This is a genomic window from Kitasatospora sp. NPDC028961, assembly GCF_055564815.1.
The window spans coordinates 96,087-112,058 of the sequence record NZ_JBVHVO010000001.1 but is presented as its reverse complement, the minus strand read 5'-3'; the positions used below and the strand labels follow the sequence as shown (position 1 = coordinate 112,058).

The 15,972-nt window shown below is 71.1% G+C and carries 14 protein-coding genes; 6 read left to right on the top strand and 8 right to left on the bottom strand.

Annotated elements, in window-relative coordinates; all coding sequences use genetic code 11:
- Positions 1 to 88 precede the first annotated feature (88 nt).
- The 8 genes from ACZ4UX_RS00510 to rpmH all read right to left on the bottom strand — a co-directional run bounded on the left by ACZ4UX_RS00510 (position 89) and on the right by rpmH (position 6,210).
- Positions 89 to 1,180 (bottom strand): ParB/RepB/Spo0J family partition protein, encoded by a 1,092-nt coding sequence (locus ACZ4UX_RS00510; RefSeq protein WP_396486073.1) that lies wholly within the window; start codon positions 1,178 to 1,180, stop codon positions 89 to 91.
- Positions 1,177 to 2,166, bottom strand: coding sequence for a ParA family protein (locus ACZ4UX_RS00505; protein WP_465704608.1), 990 nt, complete (start codon positions 2,164 to 2,166; stop codon positions 1,177 to 1,179). The genes ACZ4UX_RS00510 and ACZ4UX_RS00505 overlap by 4 nt, the downstream gene beginning before the upstream one ends.
- A 310-nt stretch (positions 2,167 to 2,476) precedes the next feature.
- The gene (gene rsmG, locus ACZ4UX_RS00500; RefSeq protein WP_465704606.1) at positions 2,477 to 3,310 is read right to left on the bottom strand and encodes a 16S rRNA (guanine(527)-N(7))-methyltransferase RsmG; all 834 of its coding nucleotides are present in this window, start codon (positions 3,308 to 3,310) and stop codon (positions 2,477 to 2,479) included.
- 178 nt (positions 3,311 to 3,488) lie between these two features.
- Positions 3,489 to 4,019: a Jag family protein gene (locus ACZ4UX_RS00495; RefSeq protein ID WP_465704604.1), complete on the bottom strand. Its 531-nt coding sequence runs from the start codon at positions 4,017 to 4,019 to the stop codon at positions 3,489 to 3,491.
- An 84-nt stretch (positions 4,020 to 4,103) separates the two neighbouring features.
- Positions 4,104 to 5,261, bottom strand: a complete 1,158-nt coding sequence (gene yidC, locus ACZ4UX_RS00490) for a membrane protein insertase YidC (protein ID WP_465704602.1) — start codon at positions 5,259 to 5,261, stop codon at positions 4,104 to 4,106.
- Positions 5,258 to 5,629, bottom strand: coding sequence for a membrane protein insertion efficiency factor YidD (yidD, locus tag ACZ4UX_RS00485; RefSeq protein ID WP_352288573.1), 372 nt, complete (start codon positions 5,627 to 5,629; stop codon positions 5,258 to 5,260). The genes yidC and yidD overlap by 4 nt, the downstream gene beginning before the upstream one ends.
- Positions 5,626 to 6,054 (bottom strand): ribonuclease P protein component, encoded by a 429-nt coding sequence (gene rnpA, locus ACZ4UX_RS00480; protein ID WP_352288575.1) that lies wholly within the window; start codon positions 6,052 to 6,054, stop codon positions 5,626 to 5,628. Before rnpA ends, yidD begins: the two co-directional genes overlap by 4 nt.
- Positions 6,055 to 6,072: 18 nt before the next feature.
- Complete coding sequence (gene rpmH / locus ACZ4UX_RS00475) at positions 6,073 to 6,210, bottom strand: 50S ribosomal protein L34 (RefSeq protein WP_148643823.1); 138 nt, start codon at positions 6,208 to 6,210, stop codon at positions 6,073 to 6,075.
- A 442-nt stretch (positions 6,211 to 6,652) separates the two neighbouring features.
- Here rpmH and dnaA point away from each other — a divergent pair, with 442 nt between their 5' ends.
- The 6 genes from dnaA (at position 6,653) to gyrB (ending at position 15,928) form a co-directional block, all read left to right on the top strand.
- Positions 6,653 to 8,530 (top strand): chromosomal replication initiator protein DnaA, encoded by a 1,878-nt coding sequence (dnaA, locus tag ACZ4UX_RS00470; protein ID WP_465704600.1) that lies wholly within the window; start codon positions 6,653 to 6,655, stop codon positions 8,528 to 8,530.
- A 946-nt stretch (positions 8,531 to 9,476) separates the two neighbouring features.
- Positions 9,477 to 10,607, top strand: coding sequence for a DNA polymerase III subunit beta (gene dnaN / locus ACZ4UX_RS00465; RefSeq protein ID WP_329488801.1), 1,131 nt, complete (start codon positions 9,477 to 9,479; stop codon positions 10,605 to 10,607).
- Between the two features lie 206 nt (positions 10,608 to 10,813).
- Complete coding sequence (gnd, locus tag ACZ4UX_RS00460; protein ID WP_465704598.1) at positions 10,814 to 11,689, top strand: phosphogluconate dehydrogenase (NAD(+)-dependent, decarboxylating); 876 nt, start codon at positions 10,814 to 10,816, stop codon at positions 11,687 to 11,689.
- A 46-nt stretch (positions 11,690 to 11,735) separates the two neighbouring features.
- Entirely contained in the window at positions 11,736 to 12,869 is a 1,134-nt protein-coding gene (gene recF / locus ACZ4UX_RS00455) for a DNA replication/repair protein RecF (RefSeq protein ID WP_329488803.1), read from the top strand.
- A 163-nt stretch (positions 12,870 to 13,032) separates the two neighbouring features.
- Entirely contained in the window at positions 13,033 to 13,647 is a 615-nt protein-coding gene (locus ACZ4UX_RS00450) for a DciA family protein (RefSeq protein ID WP_465704596.1), read from the top strand.
- A gap of 247 nt (positions 13,648 to 13,894) precedes the next feature.
- The gene (gene gyrB, locus ACZ4UX_RS00445; RefSeq protein ID WP_465704594.1) at positions 13,895 to 15,928 is read left to right on the top strand and encodes a DNA topoisomerase (ATP-hydrolyzing) subunit B; all 2,034 of its coding nucleotides are present in this window, start codon (positions 13,895 to 13,897) and stop codon (positions 15,926 to 15,928) included.
- The last annotated feature ends 44 nt before the right edge of the window (positions 15,929 to 15,972 follow it).

Genomic DNA, 15,972 nt, shown 5'->3' with positions numbered 1-15,972 from the left:
CCCCCTGAACGCCGATGGGTGCATGTTTCACGTGAAACAGCCGCTCACGTGGAACATGCACCCGTCGAGATCCGTGGTCGGCCCCGGCTCAGCCCTGCGACAGCCGCAGCCCGTCCTCACCCGGCGCCAGGCTGTCCAGGATCCGGTTGAGGTCCTCCACCGAGCCGAACTCCAGGACGACCTTGCCCTTGCCCAGCTTGCCGCCGCGCTGCGAGACCTCCACCTTGACCCGGGTGTCGAAGCGGTCCGAGAGCCGGCTCGCCAGGTCGTTGAAGGCCGGCGAGAGCAGCTTGCCCGCCTGCGGTCCGACCGAGCGCTTGGGCTTCGGCTCCTGGCCGCTCATCAGCATGACGAGCTCCTCGGTGGTCCGCACCGAGAGCCCCTCCGCGATGATCCGCTTGGCCAGCTCCTCCTGGCCCTCGGCGTCCGGCACCCCGAGCACCGCCCGGGCGTGCCCGGCGGTCAGCGTCCCGGCCGCCACCCGCCGCTGCACACCCGGCGAGAGCTTCAGCAGCCGCAGGGTGTTGGAGACGTGCGAGCGCGAGCGGCCGATCCGGTCCGCCAGCTCGTCGTGCGTGCAGGAGAAGTCCCGCAGCAGCTGGTCGTAGGCGGCCGCCTCCTCCAGCGCGTTGAGCTCCGCCCGGTGGAGGTTCTCCAGCAGGGCGTCCAGCAGCAGCTTGTCGTCCTCGGTGGCCCGGACGATCGCCGGGATCTGCTCCAGGCCCGCCTCCCGGGAGGCCCGCCAGCGCCGCTCGCCCATGATGAGCTCGAAGCGCTCGGGCGCGACCTGGCGCACCACCACCGGCTGGAGCAGGCCCACCTCCTTGATGGAGGCGACCAGCTCGGCCAGCTTGTCCTCGTCGAAGACCTCGCGCGGCTGACGCGGGTTCGGCGTGATCGAGTCCAGCGGCAGCTCGGCGAACCGGGCACCGGGCACCTGTGCCAGCTCCGGTGCGGCGGCCGCCTGCTCCCGCTCGGCCTGCTCCCGCAGGCTCTCGGCGGCCGCCTTGGCCGCCAGCGTTCCCCGCCCGGTCGGCAGCAGCGGCACCGCGCCCGGCGAGACCGTCCCGGGGGACACCACCGTGGCCGCCGAGGCCTGCGTCGCCGCGCCGTCGGCCGCCGGTGCGGCGGGTCCGATCAGCGCTCCGAGCCCTCGTCCCAGACCCCTGCGACCACTCACCGATTGCCCTCCGTCGTGCCGTGCTGTGCCATCGGGGCGTGCTGCCCCGGCTCGCTGCCCTGCTGCTGACCCGCCCGCTGCTGACCGACCAGCGTGCCGGTACCGATGCCCGGCGCCCGCATCGCCAGCTCGCGGGCGGCCTCCAGGTAGGAGAGCGCGCCGGTCGAACCCGGGTCGTAGGTGATCACCGTCTGACCGTAACTGGGCGCCTCGGAGATCCGGACCGAGCGCGGGATCGCGGTCTGCAGCACCTCCTGCTGGAAGTGCGTCCGGACCTCCTCGGCCACCTGGGCGGCCAGCCTGGTCCGGGCGTCGTACATGGTGAGCAGGATGGTGGAGACGTGCAGCGTGGGGTTGAGGTGCGCGCGGACCAGCTCGACGTTGCGCAGCAGCTGGCCGAGGCCCTCCAGCGCGTAGTACTCGCACTGGATCGGGATCAGCACCTCCTGGCCGGCCACCAGCGCGTTGACCGTCAGCAGGCCGAGCGAGGGCGGGCAGTCGATCAGGATGTAGTCCAGCGGCTGCTCGTAGGCGGCGATGGCGCGCTGCAGCCGGCTCTCCCGGGCGACCAGCGAGACCAGTTCGATCTCCGCGCCGGCCAGGTCGATGGTGGCGGGGACGCAGAAGAGCCCCTCGACGTCCACCACCGGCTGCACCACGTCGGCCAGCGGCTTGCCCTCCACCAGCACGTCGTAGATCGACGGCACCTCGGCGTGGTGGTCGATGCCGAGCGCCGTGGAGGCGTTGCCCTGCGGATCGAGGTCCACCACCAGCACGCGCAGTCCGTGCATGGCGAGCGAGGCCGCCATGTTGACGGTGCTGGTGGTCTTGCCCACCCCGCCCTTCTGGTTGGCCACCACGATCACCCGGGTCGCGACAGGTCGGGGAAGACCCTCGCCCGCTCGGCCGATCGCCTGTACCGCAGCCTGGGCAGCCCGTGCGATGGGCGTGTCATCGATCTGGTCGATGGTCTCCGAGTCCTGCATGGGGGTCAGTGTTTCACGTGAAACCGGAGCGGCAACAGTCGCCGCCCGGCTGCGACTGAGGATTCCGGAAAGCAGGGAGCGACGTTTCACGTGAAACACCATGCCCGCAATGTCGGAATTCTGACGGTGCGACACTCCGGTTGCCGGGAGTCACCCGGTCGGCCGCCCGCCGGTCGCTCCGGCGCCACCGGGCCCGCCGCGGGCTCCTTCGGCGCGGGCCCGGGTGCCGGGGACGACGACCACGCGCGGCCGGAACGCCGAACGGGCGGGTGGTCCGAGGACCACCCGCCCGTTCGGCGTTCCGGCACGCTCAGCGGCTGCGGCGCCGTCCGCCCCGGCTCCGCTCACCGGTGCGCGGAGCCCCGGCGTTGCGCCCGGCCCGGGCCGCCCGGGCCCGCCGGGTCGCCGCCCTGACCCCGCCGGGGCTCTCCCCCGCCTTCACCTGGATCACCCGGGTCGAGGTCTCCAGCGTGCCCTCGCCCACCGAGATGACCGTCCACTCGACCGCGCCCAGCTTGGCCAGCCCGGCCCGCGAGTCGGCCAGCTCCTGCTCGGCGCTGTCGCCCTTGAGCGCCAGCATCTGGCCGTGCGGGCGCAGCAGCGGCATGCCCCAGCCGGCGAGCCGGTCCAGCGGTGCCACCGCCCGGGCGGTCACCACGTCCACCGCGAGTTTGCCGACCATCTCCTCGGCCCGCCCGCGCAGCACGGTGACGTTCTCCAGGCCGAGCTCGCGGACCACCTCCTCCAGGAAGGTGGTGCGGCGCAGCAGCGGCTCCAGCAGCGTCACCGAGACGTCCGGGCGCGCCAGCGCGACGGGGATGCCGGGCAGCCCGGCCCCGGAGCCGACGTCGCACAGGGTCGACCCGGGCGGCAGCAGCTCGGCGAGCACCGCGCAGTTCAGCACGTGGCGGTCCCAGAGCCGGGGCACCTCGCGAGGGCCGATCAGCCCGCGCTGGACTCCCGCGGTGGCCAGCAGCTCGGTGTAGCGGACCGCCGCCTCGTAGCGGTCACCGAAGACCTCCCGAGCCACGGCCGGGGCGGCGGCCAGCCCCTCGGCCGCCGCGCCTTCGGCGCCCGGGCCCTCAGCGGCCGAACTACCGGCACCCGCCGCCGGCTCCCCGGCTGCCGCGCTCTCCGTGTCCATCTCGACCTCTCCGCTCCCCGGATCCACCGACCCGCTCTCCGCACTGTTTCACGTGAAACATCTTTCGCCGGGCCACGCCCCGCGAAGGGACGACGACCCCGCCCGCACGAGGCGGACGGGGTCGAGTCCTCTGAAGGTCACCGGTCGCCGAAGCGGCCGGTCATCGACTTCCCCGGTGTCAGGCCGGCAACACGACCACGCACCGCTGGGGCTCTTCGCCCTCCGACTCACTGCGCAGACCGGCCGCGGCCACGGCGTCGTGCACGACCTTGCGCTCGAAGGGCGTCATGGCCCGCAGCTTGACCTGCTCCCCCGAGCTCCTGACCTGCTCCGCGGCCTCGGCCCCGAGCTCGGCCAGCTCGGTGCGCTTGCGGGCGCGGAAGCCGGCAATGTCCAGCATGAGGCGGCTGCGCTCGCCGGTCTCCCGGTGGACAGCCAACCGGGTCAGCTCCTGCAGGGCCTCCAGCACCTCGCCGTCCTGGCCGACCAGGCGCTGCAGGGCGCGGTCATTGCCGTCGCCGACGATGGACACCAGGGCGCGGTCGCCCTCGACGTCCATGTCGATGTCCCCATCGAGGTCGGCGATGTCGAGCAGACCCTCCAGGTAGTCCGCCGCGATGTCGCCCTCCTGCTCCAGGCGGGAGACGAGGCTCTCGTCGGCGCTGGAAGCGGCCTCGACCTCGACGGCGGAGGTGGTGCCTTCCGTCACTGATGGACTCCTTCGGGGATGGGCCCGGATGGTGGGCCGGGAACGAGGTTCAGAGGGCCGCTGGGACGGTCCGGGGCCGGTCGGTCAGGACTTCTTCTTCGGCCGCTGGCCGCCCTGCCCACCGCGCTTCGGCTGCTGCCGGCCGCCCTGCCGGGCCGGGCCGGACTTGGCCCCGGCGGGCCTGGTCGCGGTCGGCTTGGCACCGGCGGACTCGGCCGGGACCGCGGCCTCGGACTCCTCGGCCGGGGCCGGGGCGTCCTTGGTGAGGCTGGCCGTCGGGGCGGCACCGGTGTGCTGGCGCTGCGACTTGGTCTGCTTGCGCGGCTGCTGGCGGCGCACCTGCACCGCGTCTTCGACGACGGCCTCGGCGGACGCGGCCGTCTTCTTCGGGGGCAGCATGCCCCAGAGGGCGCCCTTGATCTCCGAGCCGTCCGGGTTGAGGCGGCCGTTCTTCTTCAGCCGGACCTGGCGCTCGTCCCAGGCCTTGCTGCCGGGCGTCGGGTTGTTCCGGATGACGATCAGCTGCTGGCCCATCGACCAGACGTTGGTGGTCAGCCAGTAGACCAGCACACCGACGGGGAAGTTGATGCCCATCACGGCGAACATGATCGGGAAGACGTACATCAGCATCTTCTGCTGCTGCATGAACGGCGTCTTGATCGTGAGGTCGACGTTCTTGGTCATCAGCTGGCGCTGCGTGATGAACTGCGACAGCGACATCAGGATGATCATCACCGCGGTGACGATCTTGACGCTGACCTCGCTGCTGCCGAGGAAGGTCGCCGACAGCGGGGCGCCGAAGATGTGCGCCTGGCCGGCGCTGGTCAGCAGGTCGCCGTGGATGACGCCGATCGGCTCGCTCTTGGCGACCTTGGCGAGCACGCCGTAGAGGGCGGTGAAGAACGGCGCCTGCACGATGATGGGAAGGCAGCTGGAGAACGGGTTGGTACCCGCCTCCTTGTACAGCTTCATCATCTCTTCGGACTGGCGCTGCTTGTCGTTCTTGTAGCGCTCCTGGATGGCCTTCATCTTCGGCTGGATCGCCTGCATGGCCCGGGTCGCCTTGATCTGCTTCACGAAGAGCGGGATCAGGCAGATCCGGATGACGACCACCATCGAGGCGATGGCAAGACCCCAGGCCCAGCCACCGTTCGGGTCGAAGACGTGGCTGTACAGCGAGTGGAACTGGACGATGATCCAGGACACCGCTGTGTACAGGGGGTTCAGGAAGGAGAAGGTCACCGGTCAGGCTCCTTGGACATTGGGATCGGCCCCACGGGACCAATGGTCGCCGGGCCCTCTGGGTCCGGACCGGCGGGGGGCGTGGCCACCGGCTGATCGGCGGCGGACCCGCGGTTCAGCAGGTCACGCAGCCGGCGGTGCCACACCGGGTGCTTGCGCGGCGGAACATGATCGACCCCGCCGGGCGTCCACGGATTGCAGCGCAGGATGCGCCACACGGTCAGGCCGCCGCCCTTGACCGCCCCGTGCACCTTCACGGCCTCGAAGCCGTAGTGCGAGCAGGAGGGGTAGTAGCGGCAGACCGGACCGAGCAGCGGGCTGATGGTCCACTGGTAGACCCTGATCAGACCCATCAGCAGGTACTTCATCGACCTGCTCCCGTCGGCGCCGTCACGGCGGGCTCCGCCTTCAGCAGCCGCTTGAGCGCCGCGTCCAGGTCGCGTTCCAGGTCCTGGTACGAGGCGGACGCGGCCGGGGGCAGCGCACGCACCACTATCAGGCTACCGGCGGGCAGCCCGGAGAGACGATCACGGACGAGGTGGCGCAGTCGGCGCTTGACCAGGTTACGGACGACCGCCGGACCGACGGCCTTGCTCACGACGAAACCCGCACGCGCCGAAGGAGTCCCCTCGGCGACGTGCGGGCGGGAGTCGCTGGCCCGGTCGGCCTGCCCCGTGAGGTCGCCGTCTCTGCTGAGATGGACGACCAGTAGGGGCCGGCCGGCCCGGCGACCGCGTTTCACCGCGGTCGCGAAGTCCTGGCGCCGCCGCAGCCGATTCTCGGAGGGCAGCACAACAGACTCTGGCGCGGATCAGGCGGAGATGGCGCTGCGGCCCTTGCCACGGCGGGCGGCCAGGATGGCACGGCCGGCGCGGGTACGCATACGCAGCCGGAAGCCGTGGGTCTTCGCGCGGCGACGGTTGTTCGGCTGGAAGGTGCGCTTGCTCACTCGGGGGCTCCTGAGGTGAATCGTAGGATGACGGGAAGTCGCTTGGCCGTCACCGTGCGTCCGCGTGATCTCCCCTGATACGGAAATCCGACCCGTCCTCCCAGTTCGGCTGGGGTTCAGGGCAATCCACGGCGCCCGTGCTGCGCGCCTTATGGAGCGGGTGGACCCGCGGACATGCGGCAGCGGCCATCGACAACTCGACCTGGTTACGGTACGCGGGACGGGGCGCGAGGGTCAAACCAGCCCTTCACGACGGACGCCCCGGGCCGCGCTCACGGCCCCCGTCGCCCACAGCCTGTGGACAACGACTTGATCCGGCTCTGTTCGCTGACTACCGTTGCAGGACTTGTCTGGTTTTGTTCTTCGTCAACGGACACAGATCCACAGTCTCTTGATCCACCACCCCTGCTGGAGCCGCGGGGAACCGAGAAAGCGTGCACCAGTGGCTGATGTCAACAGCGACCTCGTCCCGGTCTGGGCGAGAGTCGTCGAGCGGCTGGTCAGCGACCCGGACGTCGGGGAGATGGACAAGCAGTGGGTGCAGCGCACCCAGCCGATGTGGATGATGCACGACACCGCCCTGCTGGCGACCCCCAACGAGCGGGCCAAGCAGGTACTGGAGGGGCGACTGCTGCCCCAGCTGACCGAGGCGCTCAGCCGCGAACTCAGCCGCCCGGTCCGGATCGCGGTGATGGTCGACGCCAACGCCGTCCCCACCACCCCCGCGCCCGCGCAGGACGAGCCGCCGGCCGGCGAGCCGTACCAGCGCGACGACGGCGGCGACTACGGGCACCAGGGCTACGAGCGCCGCTACGACTCCGAGTCCGGCTACGAGCACGACCGGTACGACGACGGCGGCGGCTACCAGGAGCACCAGGCCCCGGCGTACGGCTCGGGCCGGCCGCCGGGCGGCGGCTACGGCGGCCCGCCGCAGAACCAGCCCTGGGAGAGCCACCAGAGCCACCAGGGTCACCAGAGCCACCAGGGCTATCCCGAGCACGGTTCCGGCTACCCCGAGCAGGAACCGCCCGCCCAGCGCCCGGCTCCCCGCCCGGCGCACGGCCCCTCGTCGACCACCCAGGGCGACCTCTTCGGCGGCGCCTACGGCCCCGGCCCCGGCGAGCACCCACGGACCGGTGGTGCCCGGCGCGGTCCCGGCGGGCGCCCGGCCCCCGGCCGGCCCGCGGAGAAGCCCGGCCCCGAGCGCGCCACCGACCGCCCGGCCGTCCCCGGCGTGCCGGCCCCGCCCGGCGCTCCCCCGGCCGGCGGCTCCCGCAAGGACGAGCCCGCGGCCCGGCTGAACCCCAAGTACCTCTTCGACACCTTCGTCATCGGCGCGAGCAACCGCTTCGCGCACGCGGCGGCGGTGGCCGTCGCCGAGGCCCCGGCCAAGGCGTACAACCCGCTCTTCATCTACGGCGAGTCCGGGCTGGGCAAGACCCACCTGCTGCATGCCATCGGGCACTACTCGCGCAGCCTCTTCCCGGGCACCCGGGTGCGCTACGTGTCGTCGGAGGAGTTCACCAACGAGTTCATCAACTCGATCCGGGACGGCAAGGCGGACGCGTTCCGCAAGCGGTACCGGGACATGGACATCCTGCTCGTGGACGACGTGCAGTTCCTGGCGAGCAAGGAGTCCACGCAGGAGGAGTTCTTCCACACCTTCAACACCCTGCACAACGCGAACAAGCAGATCGTCCTCTCGTCCGACCGGCCGCCCAAGCAGCTGATCACGCTGGAGGACCGGCTGCGCAACCGCTTCGAGTGGGGGCTGATCACCGACGTCACCCCGCCGGAGTTGGAGACCCGGATCGCGATCCTGCGCAAGAAGGCGATCCAGGAGCAACTCAACGCCCCGGCGGACGTGTTGGAGTTCATCGCGTCCAGGATCACCCGCAACATCCGGGAGTTGGAGGGCGCCCTGATCCGGGTCACCGCCTTCGCCAACCTCAACCGGGCGCCGGTGGACCTGGAGTTGGCCGGCATCGTCCTCAAGGACCTCATCCCCGGCGGGGACGAGGACGCCGGACCGGAGATCACCGCGCAGGTCATCATGCAGCAGACCGCCGCCTACTTCGGGCTGGGCGTGGACGACCTCTGCGGATCCTCCCGCAGCCGGGTGCTGGTGACGGCGCGCCAGATCGCCATGTACCTCTGCCGGGAGCTGACCGACCTCTCGCTGCCGAAGATCGGCGCGCAGTTCGGCGGCCGCGACCACACCACGGTGATGCACGCCGACCGCAAGATCCGGTCGCTGATGGCCGAGCGGCGCTCGATCTACAACCAGGTCACCGAACTGACCAACCGCATCAAGAGCTAGCCGGACCGGCCGGACGGGCCGTCCACACCCCTGCGAGGGCGTCAGGAGCGATCCTGACGCCCTTTCGGCATATCCGGAGGTGTGCGTCGCCGATCGGCTGGGCAGGAATGCCCCGACGGACGCTCCGCCAGTCCGCCGCCCGCGCCGAACATCTGACCGGTGATTCGAACACCCCGGGCGCGCAGGGCCGTTGTCCACAGGCGGAGCCGGTTCTCCACCGTCCACAGGCCACCGGCCCGCGAGTTATCCAGAATTCCTCCACAGGCCGCGCGCCGCTACGCTCTTCCGCGCAGGTCAGGTGCCTGTGGACTTGTGCACAACAGTTATCCACAGGCTGTGGACAATTGGCGGGCCGTCAGTGGGCCATTCGGGTTGTCCACCGGTTGTCCCCAGGGTGGCGGTGGTTATCCCCAGGTTGTCCACAGCCGCGTCCACAGTTCGACAACCGTGGGCCCGCGTTCATGCCCTGGTGTGAAAGGCGTCACGAAATGTTGACCGGCCCCCGTGGATAACCGGGCCCGGATCTGGGGACAGCGCTGGGGATAACCTGTGGATACCCAACGTGCCCTGTGGGTAACGCTCCGCTGTCCACAGCGGGCCCTGTTCGTCCACAGCCGCCGTCCACACCTCCTGTGGACAAAAAACCGGGCCTGACCTGCACGAACAGGGTTATCCACGGTTTCCACAGGCCCTACTACTACCACTACACCTATAGACCAGTTGAAGGGCTTGAAAGCAGGTGGGGCCGAAATCTGTGGACAACCGCTCCCCGACATCTGTTCGGCCTGCTTCCGCCCGTCTGCCCCGTCTGTCGGTGGAGTACGTCAGACTGTCCTCTGCGACTGGATGCGGAGTGGCAGAGCTCGGCGGCCGGCCGCACCGACGACCAAGATCAGACCAACCAGACTTTGCGAGCGGGAGCGCTCGATCCAGGAGGCGGTTACCGGTGAAGTTCCGGGTGGAGCGTGACGTCCTCGCGGAGGCGGTGGCCTGGGCTGCCCGCAGCCTCCCGGCACGGCCGCCGGTGCCGGTGCTGGCCGGCCTGCTGCTGACGGCGCAGGAGGGCAGCCTGGCGCTGTCCGGCTTCGACTACGAGGTCTCGGCCCGGGTCGAGCTGGAGGCGGACGTCGAGGAGGCCGGCACCGTGCTGGTCTCCGGCCGGCTGCTGAACGACATCTCGCGCAACCTTCCCAACAGGCCTGTGGAGATCTCCACCGACGGCCAGCGGGTCAGCGTGGTCTGCGGCAGCTCCCGGTTCACCCTCCCCACCCTGCCGGTGGACGAGTACCCGGCCCTGCCCCAGATGCCGACCGCGACCGGCACCGTCTCCGGTGACGTGTTCGCCTCGGCGGTCAGCCAGGCCGCGGTGGCCGCCGGCCGCGACGACACCCTCCCGGTGCTCACCGGTGTGCGGGTCGAGATCGAGGGCGACCGGATCACCCTGGCCGCCACCGACCGCTACCGCTTCGCCGTCCGCGAGCTGCTGTGGAAGCCCGAGCAGCCGGACATCTCGGCGGTCGCGCTGGTCCCCGCCAAGACGCTGCAGGACATCGCCAAGTCCCTGGGCAGCGGCGACACCGTCTCGATCGCGCTGTCCTCGGGCGGCGCGGGCGAGGGCCTGATCGGCTTCGAGGGCGCCGGCCGCCGGACCACCACCCGGCTGCTGGAGGGCGAGTTCCCCAAGTTCCGCAGCCTCTTCCCGACGGAGTTCAGCGCCGTCGCCGCGATCCAGACCCAGCCCTTCCTGGAGGCGCTCAAGCGCGTCTCGCTGGTCGCCGAGCGCAACACCCCGGTCCGGCTCAACTTCGAGCAGGGCGTGCTGACGCTGGAGGCCGGTTCGGGCGACGACGCCCAGGCCACCGAGCGGATCGACGCGGACCTGGAGGGCGACGACATCTCGATCGCCTTCAATCCGGGCTACCTGGAGGAGGGCCTCAAGGCCATCGACTCCGCCTACGCCCAGCTGAGCTTCACCACGCCGACCAAGCCGGCGCTGCTCAGCGGCAAGGCCTCGGTGGACACCGAGGCCGACGAGGCCTACCAGTACCTGATCATGCCGGTCCGCCTCTCCGGCTGACCGACCGCCCGGGGCGGCTCCGGCCGCCCCGCCGGTGTCACGAGCGCGCGTCGCCCGGGTTGTCCACAGCCCGGGCGTCCAGCCTGTGGAAGGCCTCCCCCGGTCGGCCCGACCACGGGGAGGCCCTCGCGCTTCAGCGCGTAGGCTCAGGGCAGCGCGGCAACGGCGCCGCAGGCAGGCACGTCACCCCAGGTAAGGACTTGGTCATGGAGCTCGGCCTCATCGGTCTCGGCAAGATGGGCGGCAACATGCGCGAGCGGATCCGCCGCGCCGGCCACACCGTCATCGGTTACGACCGCAACCCCGACATCTCCGATGTCGAGAGCCTCCAGGAGCTCGTGACCAAGCTCCAGGGCCCGCGCGTGGTCTGGGTCATGGTTCCGGCCGGGGCCGCCACCCAGGCGACCGTGGACGAGCTCGCCGAGCTGCTCTCCCCCGGCGACGTGGTCGTGGACGGCGGGAACTCCCGCTGGACGGACGACATCAAGCACGCCGAGTCGCTGGCCGCCAAGGGCATCGGCTTCGTCGACTGCGGCGTCTCCGGCGGCGTCTGGGGCCTGGAGAACGGCTACGCGCTGATGTACGGCGGCGACGCCGAGCACGTCGCCAAGGCGCAGCCGGTCTTCGACGCCCTCAAGCCCGAGGGCGACTTCGGCTCGGTGCACGCGGGCGCGGTCGGCGCCGGCCACTTCGCCAAGATGGTCCACAACGGCATCGAGTACGCGATGATGCAGGCCTTCGCCGAGGGCTGGGAGCTGCTCGAGGCGGCCCCCGAGGTCACCGACGTGCGCGAGGTCTTCCGCAGCTGGCAGGAGGGCACGGTCATCCGCTCCTGGCTGCTGGACCTCGCCGTTCGCGCGCTGGACGACGACGAGCACCTGGCCAAGCTCAAGGGCTGGGCCGCCGACTCCGGCGAGGGCCGCTGGACGGTCGAGGCCGCGATCGACCACGCCGTGCCGCTGCCCGCGATCACCGCCTCGCTCTTCGCCCGGTTCGCCTCCCGCCAGGACGACTCGCCGCAGATGAAGATGATCGCCGCGCTGCGCAACCAGTTCGGCGGCCACGCGGTCGAGTCGAAGTAGTCCGCCCCACCGGGACGTCCACAGAAGGCGAGCGCAGTCCACAGCCATGCACGTCGCGCATCTGTCGCTCGCCGACTTCCGTTCCTACGCCCGGGCCGAGGTTCCCCTCGACCCGGGCGTGACGGCGTTCGTCGGGCCCAACGGCCAGGGCAAGACCAACCTGGTCGAGGCGATCGGCTACATCGCCACCCTGGGCAGCCACCGGGTGGCCACCGACGCCCCGCTGATCCGGCTCGGCGCCGAGCGGGCGGTGATCCGCACCTCGGTGGTGGCCGGGAGCCGCAGCACCCTGGTCGAACTGGAGATCACCCCGGGCAAGGCCAACCGCGCCCGGATCAACCGCTCCGACAACGTCCGGCCCAGGGACGTCCTGGGCCTGCTGCGCACCGTGCTGTTCGCCCCCGAGGACCTCAGCCTGGTCAAGGGCGACCCGGGCGAGCGCCGGCGCTTCCTGGACGAGCTGCTGACCGCCCGGGCGCCCCGGCTGGCCGGCGTCCGGCAGGACTACGAGCGGGTGCTGAAGCAGCGCAACGCCCTGCTGAAGACCGCCGCGATGGCCCGCCGCTCCGGCGGCGGCAAGGGCGCGGACCTCTCCACCCTGGAGGTCTGGGACGGCCACCTGGCACGCGCCGGAGCCGAGCTGACCGCCTTCCGGATCCAGCTGGTCGCCTCCCTGCAACCGCTGGTGACGGCCGCGTACGGGCAGCTCGCGCCCGCCGGCGGCGAGACCGTGCTGGAGTACCGCAGCTCCTTCGAGGGCGAGCTGCCGACCAGCCGCGAGCAGGCCGAGGAGCAGCTGCTCCAGGCCCTGCGGGCGGCCCGCAAGCAGGAGGTCGAGCGCGGTCTGACGCTGGTCGGGCCGCACCGCGACGAGCTGGGCCTGCGGCTCGGGCCGCTGCCGGCCAAGGGCTACGCCAGCCACGGCGAGTCCTGGTCGTTCGCGCTGGCGCTGCGGCTGGCCTCCTACGAGCTGCTGCGCGCCGACGGCGGCGAACCGGTGCTGATCCTCGACGACGTCTTCGCCGAGCTGGACGCCACCCGCCGCGACCGGCTGGCCGAGCTGGTCGCCGGCGGCGAGCAGGTCCTGGTCACCGCGGCGGTCGCGGAGGACGTGCCGAAGGCCCTGGCCGGGGCCCGGTACTCGGTGGCCGACGGCGCGGTCCGCCGGGTCGACGCCTGACGGACGGCGGCCGCGCGCCCCGTTCCTCCACCGCACCTCCACACCTGCCGCCCCTTCGACCCGCCGTCCGGCGTGCCCCCGTCCCCGTCCGCTCCCGTACGCTGGACGGCTCACCGGCGCGTAGCCGCGACCGTTGTCCACAGGCTGGGGAAAGGAGATCGCCATGAGCGATCCGACCGGGAAGACCCCTCAGCCGGGTGCCCTCCCACTGACCGCCCTCCCGCTCACCGCCCTCCCACCGGCCGCCGACCAGCCGGAGGCCGGGCAGCCGGCCGGCCCGGCACCGACCGGCGCCGACCTGGCCCGCTCGGCGCTGCGGGCGGCCCGGGCGCAGGCCCGCCAACGGGGCGAGCAGGTCCGGGAGAAGCGCGAGGCGAAGCGGTACGGGCTGCGCAGCGGTGCGCGCTCGGACGGCCGTGACCCGGTGCCGCTGGGGGCGGCGCTGAACCGGCTGCTGACCGAGCGCGGGTGGGAGTCCTCGGCGGCGGTCGGCGGGGTGATGGGCCGTTGGGCGCAGATCGTCGGCCCCGACATCTCGGCGCACTGCGAGCCCACCTCCTACGACGACGCGGCCGCGGTGCTCACCGTGCAGTGCGACTCCACCGCCTGGGCCACTCAACTGCGTTGGCTGGCAAGGCAGTTGGTGGCCCGTCTGAATCACGAGCTGGGCCGCGGCACGGTCAAGACGATCAAGGTGCTGGGGCCGGCCGCGCCGGTCCGCGGCTACGGCCGGCTGCGCGCGCCGGGGAGCAAGGGGCCGGGCGACACCTGGGGGTGACCGCGGGCGCCCGGGGTCGAGCGGACCGGAATCTTCCGGAACCCCTGACGGCCCTTCCAGGCGCTCTGTGCCCCCGGGGCGAGTATCGGGACATGTGCAGAGGGGATTCAGGGCGGCGTATCTGCCCTCAGGGGCTGCCAAAAGCCCATCTCTGTCAGTCCTACCGGTAGACTGAGAGCCAAACACTGTTGCTAGTGGCAACCGAGTCGAAACGCCGTGGTCGCACGCTCGCCCGCACGGGGCGGGGATGCGGCCCGCGCTGTGCCAGAGAGGGCGCTTCGTGGCCGATTCCGGCAACCCCAGCCAGACCCCAGACCAGACCGAGCAGGCGGCCGAGAGCACCTACACCGGAAGCAACATCCAGGTGCTGGAGGGCCTCGACGCCGTCCGCAAGCGCCCCGGCATGTACATCGGCTCGACCGGTGAGCGTGGCCTGCATCACCTGGTGCAGGAGGTCGTGGACAACTCCGTCGACGAGGCGATGGCCGGGTACGCCGACACCATCGACGTCACGCTCCTCGCCGACGGCGCGGTCCGCGTCGTCGACAACGGCCGAGGCATCCCGGTGGACATCGTCCCCGGCCAGGAGAAGCCGGCCGTCGAGGTCGTGCTCACCGTCCTGCACGCGGGCGGCAAGTTCGGCGGCGGCGGCTACGCCGTCTCCGGCGGCCTGCACGGCGTCGGCGTCTCGGTGGTGAACGCCCTGTCCACCCGTCTCGCGGTGGAGATCCACCGGGACGGGCACCTCTGGACCCAGGAATACAAGATGGGCGCGCCGACCGCCGCCCTGGTGAAGGGCGAGCCGACCGAGCGGACCGGCACCACCGTCACGTTCTGGGCCGACCCGGACATCTTCGAGACCACGGTCTACTCCTTCGAGACGCTCTCCCGGCGCTTCCAGGAGATGGCGTTCCTCAACAAGGGCCTGACCATCTCGCTGACCGACGAGCGGCCGGAGCACGCGGACGAGGAGGGCAACCCGCTCTCCGTCACGTACCGGTACGACGGCGGCATCGCCGACTTCGTCGCCCACCTCAACTCCCGCAAGGGCGACGTGATCCACCCCTCGGTGATCGACTTCGAGGCGGAGGACAAGGAGAAGACAATCTCCGTGGAGGTCGCGATGCAGTGGAACTCCTCGTACACGGAGGGGGTCTACTCGTTCGCCAACACCATCCACACCCACGGCGGCGGTACCCACGAAGAGGGCTTCCGCGCGGCGCTGACCGGCCTGGTCAACCGCTACGCGCGGGACAAGAAGCTGCTCCGCGAGAAGGACGACAACCTCTCCGGCGAGGACATCCGCGAGGGTCTGACCGCGATCATCTCGGTCAAGCTCGGTGAGCCGCAGTTCGAGGGCCAGACCAAGGACAAGCTGGGCAACACCGAGGCGAAGACCTTCGTCCAGCGGGTGGTCCACGAGCAGCTGAACGACTGGCTGGACCGCAACCCGAACGAGGCCTCGGACATCATCCGCAAGTCCATCCAGGCCGCCACCGCGCGCGTGGCCGCCCGGAAGGCACGGGACCTGACCCGCCGCAAGGGCCTGCTGGAGTCCGCCTCGCTGCCCGGCAAGCTGAGCGACTGCCAGTCCAAGGACCCGGCCGAGTGCGAGATCTTCATCGTCGAGGGCGACTCCGCCGGCGGCTCCGCCAAGCAGGGCCGTGACCCGCGCATCCAGGCGATCCTCCCGATCCGCGGCAAGATCCTGAACGTCGAGAAGGCCCGGATCGACAAGGTGCTGCAGAACACCGAGGTCCAGGCGCTGATCTCGGCCTTCGGCTGCGGCATCCAGGAGGACTACGACGAGTCCAAGCTGCGCTATCACAAGATCGTCCTGATGGCGGACGCCGACGTCGACGGGCAGCACATCCGCACCCTGCTGCTCACCCTGCTGTTCCGCTTCATGCGGCCGCTGGTCGAGTCGGGCTACGTCTACCTCGCGATGCCCCCGCTGTACAAGATCAAGTGGAGCAAGGACGACTTCGACTACGTCTACTCCGACCGCGAGCGCGACGCCACCATCGCGGCGGGCGTCGCGGCCGGTCGCCGGCTGCCCAAGGACGACGCGATCCAGCGCTTCAAGGGTCTCGGCGAGATGAACGCCGAGGAACTGCGGGTGACCACCATGGACCAGGCCCACCGCCTGCTCCAGCAGATCACCCTGGAGGACGCGGCCCGCGCCGACGACCTCTTCTCCGTCCTGATGGGCGAGGACGTCGAGGCCCGCCGCTCCTTCATCCAGCGCAACGCCAAGGACGTCCGCTTCCTGGACGTGTGACGGGGCCCGCCCCTGCCAGCACAGTCCAGTCACGCGTGAAAGGA